A 6,968-nucleotide genomic window follows, 5' to 3' on the forward strand; every position below is an offset into this window, starting at 1 on the left:
GGGGACGCGGGAGGGTGACCCGACTCCCGTGGGGCACCCTTGAGGCATGCCCGAAGGCGACACCGTATGGCTCACCGCGAAGCACCTGCACGACGCCCTCGCGGGTCGGGTGCTGCTCCGCAGCGACCTGCGGGTGCCCCGTTTCGCCACGTCGGACCTGACGGGCCGGACCGTGCTGGAGGTCGTCGCCCGCGGCAAGCACCTGATGACCCGGCTGGAGGGTGACCTCACGCTCCACTCGCACCTGCGGATGGACGGTTCCTGGAAGGTCCTCCCCGGGGCCGGCCCCCGGCTGCGGCTGCCCGGGCCGCACCACCAGATCCGGGCGGTGCTGGGCACGGCCGAGAACACCGCCGTCGGCTACCGGCTGCCGGTGCTGGAGCTGCTGCGCACCGCCGAGGAGGACACGGTCGTCGGTCATCTGGGGCCCGACCTGCTGGGCCCGGACTGGGACCCCGACGTCGCCCTGGCCAACCTGGCCCGTGAGCCGGACCGCCCGCTGGGCGAGGCGCTGCTGGACCAGCGCAACCTCGCCGGCATCGGCAACGTGTACAAGTGCGAGCTGTGCTTCCTGCTCGGAGTGACACCGTGGCTGCCGTACGGGATGCTGCCCGCCGACCGGGCGGCGGCGCTGCCGGAGATGGCACGGCGGCTGCTGGTCGCCAACCGGAACCGCCACCAGAGGCGCACGACGCCTCCGCCGCGCTCCGCCGTCCCCGCCACCGGGCGGCAGACGGGGCAGAACCTCTACGTCTACGGCCGCGCGCCGCGCCCATGCCTGCGCTGCGGCACACCGATCCGGCTCGCGGACCAGGACGACCGCCCCACCTACTGGTGCCCCCACTGCCAGTCGGGCCCGACACCGTAGGGCACCGTCGCACGGCGCAGCCCGGACGGAGCGGGTCGGCTCGGCTCGGCTTGAGCGCGCACCCCGTGCCGCTCAGGCCCGCATCCGCAGACCCCGGGGCGTGGCGACGAAGCCGGCGCCCTCCAGGACCGCGCCGGGCGGCGCGCTCAGCGCGGGCTCGCCGTTGACGCGCTCCACCGTGACGGTGCCCAGGGACCCCGCACGGGCGGCCTCGGCGAGCGCCTCGGCGGCCTCGCGCAGCCGGGTGTCGCGGTCGGCGGGGAGGTCCGGCTCGGCGGGCCAGGCGAGCAGGCTCTTGCCGCCCCGCTCCATGTAGAGGACCAGCTCGCCGTCGACCAGGACCACGAGGGAACCGGCCTTGCGTCCGGGCTTGTGCCCCGCGCCGCCCGGCGGCTCGGGCCAGCCGAGGGCGGCGCCGTAGGCGTTGGCGGGGTCGGCGGCGGCCAGCACCACGGCGCGGGAGCCGCCCGCGTCACGGCGGCCGCTCGGACGGCCGGCGAACCTGCCGGGGTCGCCGGACGGGTCGGCGATCGGCGCGGGACCCCACGGCTGCGGGAACCCGGCGTCGGCGTCGCCGTCACCACCGTCCGCACCGCCGGGCGCCGTGCCGCCCCACGGGTCGGCCGGCGGGGCGTCCCCGCCGCGCTCACGGGCGTTGGCCGTGGCGCGCAGCCGGTCGACGGCGCCCTCCATCGCGAACTGGGCGGCGCCCAGTCCTTCCACCACGTAACCGCGGCGGGCCTGACCGACCTCCTCCAGGGCCGCCAGCACCCGGTAGATGGCCGAGAAGCCGCCCTCGACACCCTCCGCGCCGACCGCACCCCGCGTCACCACGCCGTGCCGGTCCAGCAACGTGCGGGCGAGGGCGGTGGAGCGGACGGTGGCGTCGCCCTCCCGCTCGGGCAGCAGCGACCAGCGGCCGGCCACCGTGGGCGGACCGGTGCGCGAGGCCGGACGGTGGGCCGACGCGGCGAGCGAGCCGTACCGCCCGCGGGGCACCGACCGCCTGGCGCGGTGGGCCGTCGACCCGGCCGTCCGCCCCGAGCCCAGCAGCGCCCGCATGGGGGCGAGGGTGTCGTTGGTGAGCCGGCCCGACCAGGCGAGGTCCCACAGGGCGTCCGCCAGCTGAGGGTCCGTGACGTCGGGGTGGGTGGTGGCGCGTACCTGGTCGCCGATCTGCCGGAAGAACAGGCCGTAGCCGCCGGACAGGGCCGTCAGCACCGACTCGTGAAGAGCGGTCAGCTCCAGCGGATGCGGCGGCGGGAGGAGCAGGGGGGCGGTGTCGGCGAGGTAGAGGGAGACCCAGCCGTCCTTGCCGGGCAGCGAGCCGGCGCCCGCCCAGACCAGCTCGCCGGCCGAGGTCAGCTCGTCGAGCAGCGCCGGGGTGTACCCCGTGACACGGGAGGGCAGGACCAGCTTCTCCAGCGCGGAGGCGGGGACGGAGGCGCCCTGGAGCTGTTCGACCGCCCGGACCAGGCCGTCGATCCCGCGCAGCGTGTGGCCCCTGCCGATGTGCTGCCACTGGGGGAGGAACTGGGCGAGGGCGGCGGGCGGGGCCGGCTCGAGCTCCTCGCGCAGCGCGGCGAGGGAGCGGCGCCGCAGCCGCCGCAGCACCGTGGCGTCGCACCATTCCTGGCCGATGCCCGCCGGATGGAACTCGCCCTCGACGACCCGGCCGCTCGCCGCCAGGCGGCGCAGGGCGCCCTCGGTGACCGCGACGCCCAGACCGAACCGAGCGGCGGCCGAGGCCGAGGTGAACGGGCCGTGGGTGCGGGCGTAGCGGGCCAGCAGGTCGCCCAGCGGGTCCTTGACCGGCTCGGTGAACGCCTCGGGGACGCCGACCGGCAGGGCGGTGCCCAGGGCGTCCCGCAGCCGGCCCGCGTCCTCCACGGCGGCCCAGTGGTCGGCGCCGGCGATCCGGACCCGGATGGCGCGGCGGGCCTTGGCCAGCTCCTCGGCCCAGCCCGGTTCGGCGCCCCGCTCGGCCAGCTCCGCGGTGGTGAGCGGGCCGAGCAGCCGCAGCAGGTCGGCGACGCCCTCGCCGTCCTTCACCCGCCGGTCCTCGGTGAGCCACTGCAGCTCGCGCTCCAGCTCGGCGAGCACCTCGGCGTCGAGCAGTTCGCGCAGCTCCGCCTGGCCGAGGAGCTCGGCCAGCAGCCGGGAGTCCAGGGAGAGCGCGGCGGCCCGCCGCTCGGCGAGCGGCGAGTCGCCCTCGTAGAGGAACTGGGCGACGTAGCCGAAGAGCAGGGAGCGGGCGAAGGGCGAGGGCTCGGGGGTGGTCACCTCCACCAGGCGGACCTTGCGGGACTCGATGTCGCCCATCAGCTCGGTCAGGCCGGGCACGTCGAAGACGTCCTGCAGGCATTCCCGGATCGCCTCCAGGACGATCGGGAAGGAGCCGAACTCGCTCGCCACCGCGAGCAGCTGGGAGGCCCGCTGGCGCTGCTGCCACAGTGGCGTCCGCTTGCCGGGATTGCGGCGGGGCAGCAGCAGGGCGCGGGCCGCGCACTCGCGGAAGCGGGAGGCGAACAGGGCGGAGCCGCCGACCTGGTCGGTGACCAGCTGGGAGACGTCGCCCTTGTCGAAGGCGATGTCGGCCGCGCCCACCGGGGCCTTCTCGCCGTCGTACTCCGTGCCCGCCCGCGAAGGCTCCTGGTCCAGGAGGTCCAGGCCCATCAGGTCGGCGTCCGGCAGGCGCAGCACGATGCCGTCGTCGGCGTGCATCACCTGGGCGTCCATCCCGTACCGCTCCGACAGCCGCGCGGACAGGGCCAGCGCCCAGGGGGCGTGGACCTGCGCGCCGAAGGGAGAGTGGACGACGACCCGCCAGTCGCCGAGCTCGTCGCGGAAGCGCTCGACCACGATGGTGCGGTCGTCGGGCACATGGCCGCAGGCCTGACGCTGCTCGGTGAGGTAGGCGATGATGTTGTCGGCCGCCCACGCGTCCAGGCCCGCCGCCAGCAGCCGCAGCCGGGCGTCCTCCTCGGACAGCGCGCCGACCTCGCGCAGGAACGCGCCGACGGCGCGCCCGAGCTCCAGCGGGCGGCCGAGCTGGTCGCCCTTCCAGAACGGCAGCCGGCCCGGCACGCCGGGCGCGGGGGAGACCAGCACCCGGTCCCGGGTGATGTCCTCGATCCGCCAGGAGCTGGTGCCCAGCGTGAACACGTCGCCCACCCGGGACTCGTAGACCATCTCCTCGTCGAGCTCGCCAACCCGGCCGCCGCCCTTCTTCGGGTCGGAGCCCGCGAGGAACACGCCGAACAGGCCGCGGTCCGGGATGGTGCCGCCCGAGGTGACGGCGAGCCGCTGGGCGCCGGGGCGGCCGGTGACCGTGCCGGTCACCCGGTCCCAGACCAGGCGGGGCCGCAGCTCGGCGAAGGCGTCCGAGGGGTAGCGGCCGGCCAGCATGTCGAGGACGCCGGTGAACGCGGACTCCGGCAGGGAGGCGAACGGCGCCGCCCGGCGGGCCAGGGCCAGCAGGTCGTCGACCTGCCAGCTGTCCACCGAGGTCATCGCGACGATCTGCTGGGCCAGCACGTCCAGCGGATTGGCCGGGACGCGCAGCGACTCGATGGCCCCCGTGCGCATCCGCTCCGTCACCACGGCGGCCTGCACCAGGTCGCCGCGGTACTTGGGGAAGACCACGCCGGTGGAGACCGCGCCCACCTGATGGCCCGCGCGGCCCACGCGCTGCAGGCCGGAGGCGACCGACGGGGGCGACTCGACCTGGACGACCAGGTCGACGGCGCCCATGTCGATGCCCAGCTCCAGGCTGGAGGTGGCGACCACCGCGGGCAGCCGTCCGGCCTTCAGGTCCTCCTCCACCAGGGCGCGCTGTTCCTTGGAGACCGAGCCGTGGTGCGCCCGCGCGATCACCGTGGGCGCGCCCTGCGCGGCGCCCGAACCGCCCATCAGCTCGGCAGGGGCGTGCTGCTCGGGGAGCGGCTCGCCGGTGGCGCGCTCGTAGGCGATCTCGTTGAGCCGGTTGCACAGCCGCTCCGCCAGACGGCGGGAGTTGGCGAAGACGATGGTCGAGCGGTGCGACTGGACCAGGTCGGCGATGCGCTCCTCCACGGAGGGCCAGATCGACGGCCGCTCGCCGTCCTTGCCGGCGTCCGAGGCGGGCGACCCGCCCAGCTCGCCCATGTCCTCCACGGGGACGACCACCGAGAGGTCGAACTCCTTGCCGGAGGGCGGCTGGACGATCTCCACCCGGCGCTGCGGGGAGAGGTAGCGGGCGACCTCGTCGACCGGGCGGACGGTGGCCGACAGGCCGATCCGCCGGGCCGGGCGCGGCAGCAACTCGTCCAGCCGCTCCAGGGAGAGCGCCAGGTGGGCGCCGCGCTTGGTGCCGGCCACCGCGTGCACCTCGTCGAGGATCACCGTCTCGACGCCGGTCAGCGCCTCGCGGGTGGCGGAGGTCAGCATCAGGAAGAGGGACTCGGGGGTGGTGATCAGGATGTCCGGCGGTCGGTTGGCCAGCGAGCGGCGCTCGGCGGGCGGGGTGTCGCCGGAACGGATGCCGACCCGGACCTCGGGCTCGGGCAGGCCCAGGCGCACCGCCTCCTGCCGGATGCCGGTCAGCGGACTGCGCAGGTTGCGCTCCACGTCCACCGCGAGGGCCTTCAGCGGGGAGACGTACAGCACCCGGCAGCGCTTCTTCGGCTCGGCGGGCGGCGGGGTGGACGTCAGCTGGTCCAGGGCGGCGAGGAAGGCGGCCAGCGTCTTGCCGGAACCGGTGGGCGCCACCACCAGCACGTCCGACCCCTCGTCGATGGCCTGCCAGGCACCGGCCTGGGCGGACGTGGGTGCGGTGAAGGCGCCCGTGAACCAGCCGCGGGTCGCGGGAGAGAAGCCTGCCAGGGCGGGGTGGGGGGTGCCGGCCATGGATCCATCCTGCACCCCGGCACCGACAGTCGCCGCCCGCCTGCCCGGACGGCCACCTCGCGCCCCTGCCGTCGGACGCCTGCCCGCATATCGAACACATCGGCCCGCTCGGGGCGCACCGGCCTAGGCTGCGTGTGTGGCACACGAGACAGCACACACGGAACGTCCCGAGCCCGGGCACACCGGGGGCGGCAAGGCCGACGCGGCGGTGGTCCGGGACGCGCTCGGGGTCGGCGTCGCCGTGGGGCTGTCCGGCTTCGCCTTCGGAGTGACCTCCGCGGGCGCCGGACTGACCCTGCTGCAGACGTGCATGACGAGCCTGCTCATCTTCACCGGAGCGTCGCAGTTCGCCCTGGTGGGAGCGCTGGCGGCAGGGGGCAACCCCTTCACGGCGGCGGCCGGGGCCTTCTTCCTGGGCGTGCGCAACGCCTTCTACGGGCTGCGCCTGTCGCAGTTGCTGGCGCTGCGCAGGCCGCTGCGGCCCGTCGCGGCCCAGTGGGTGATCGACGAGACGACCGCGGTGGCGCTGGCGCAGCCCGACCGGCGGTCGGCCCGGCTCGGCTTCACGGTCACCGGCGCCACCCTCTACCTGCTGTGGAACGCGACGACGCTGCTGGGCGCGCTGGGCGCGGAGGCCATCGGGGACACCGACGCCTGGGGCCTGGACGCCGCAGGCCCCGCCGTCTTCCTGGCCCTGCTGGCGCCGATGCTGCGCGGCACGGTGGAGCGGGCGGTGGCCGTGATCGCGGTCGTGCTCGGGCTCGGCCTGCTGCCGGTGCTGCCGGCCGGGGTGCCGGTACTGGTGGCGGGGCTGGCCGCGCCGCTGGTGCTGTACGTCCAGGGGCGGTTCGGCTCCCGGGGCGCGGCGGGTGACGAGGCCGCCGAGGAGGGGGCCGAGGACGCGGCGGACGAATCGGACGGCGCGGACGGGGCAGGGCGCGGGGAGGAGCGGGAGTGAACGTCTGGATCGCGATCGGGCTGACGGCGGTGGGCTGCTACGCCGTGAAGCTGGCCGGGCTGCTGGTTCCGGCCGCCGTGCTGGAGCGACCGCTGGTGCGGCGCCTCGCGGCGCTGCTCCCGGTGGCCCTGCTGGCGGCGCTCACGGCGCAGCAGACCTTCGGCGACGGGCGCGAGCTGGTGCTCGACGCCCGTGTCCTGGGCGTGGGCGCGGCGGGGGGGGGGCTGCTCCTGCGGGCGCCCTTCCTCGTGGGGG

General features: G+C 75.9%; 4 protein-coding genes. 3 read left to right on the top strand and 1 reads right to left on the bottom strand.

The window, feature by feature from the left end:
- Positions 1-46 precede the first annotated feature (46 nt).
- Positions 47-868 (top strand): Fpg/Nei family DNA glycosylase, encoded by an 822-nt coding sequence (locus tag ACOV8S_RS02025; protein ID WP_448315704.1) that lies wholly within the window; start codon positions 47-49, stop codon positions 866-868.
- A gap of 72 nt (positions 869-940) precedes the next feature.
- On the opposite strand, the gene ACOV8S_RS02030 is transcribed toward ACOV8S_RS02025, so the two are convergent.
- Positions 941-5,755, bottom strand: coding sequence for an ATP-dependent helicase (locus ACOV8S_RS02030; protein ID WP_448315706.1), 4,815 nt, complete (start codon positions 5,753-5,755; stop codon positions 941-943).
- A gap of 136 nt (positions 5,756-5,891) precedes the next feature.
- Here ACOV8S_RS02030 and ACOV8S_RS02035 point away from each other — a divergent pair, with 136 nt between their 5' ends.
- Both ACOV8S_RS02035 and ACOV8S_RS02040 read left to right on the top strand, forming a co-directional pair.
- Entirely contained in the window at positions 5,892-6,713 is an 822-nt protein-coding gene (locus tag ACOV8S_RS02035; RefSeq protein ID WP_448315708.1) for an AzlC family ABC transporter permease, read from the top strand.
- The coding region (locus ACOV8S_RS02040; protein WP_448315710.1) for an AzlD domain-containing protein at positions 6,710-6,968 on the top strand (259 nt) is incomplete at its 3' end. The genes ACOV8S_RS02035 and ACOV8S_RS02040, both read left to right, overlap by 4 nt.

Source organism: Streptomyces sp. CO7 (assembly GCF_053474865.1).

Bases quoted from the DNA above. Each gene is read 5' to 3' on its own strand.
- ACOV8S_RS02025 (WP_448315704.1), top strand. From the start codon at position 47: ATGCCCGAAGGCGACACCGTATGGCTCACCGCGAAGCACCTGCACGAC.
- ACOV8S_RS02030 (WP_448315706.1), bottom strand. From the start codon at position 5,755: ATGGCCGGCACCCCCCACCCCGCCCTGGCAGGCTTCTCTCCCGCGACC.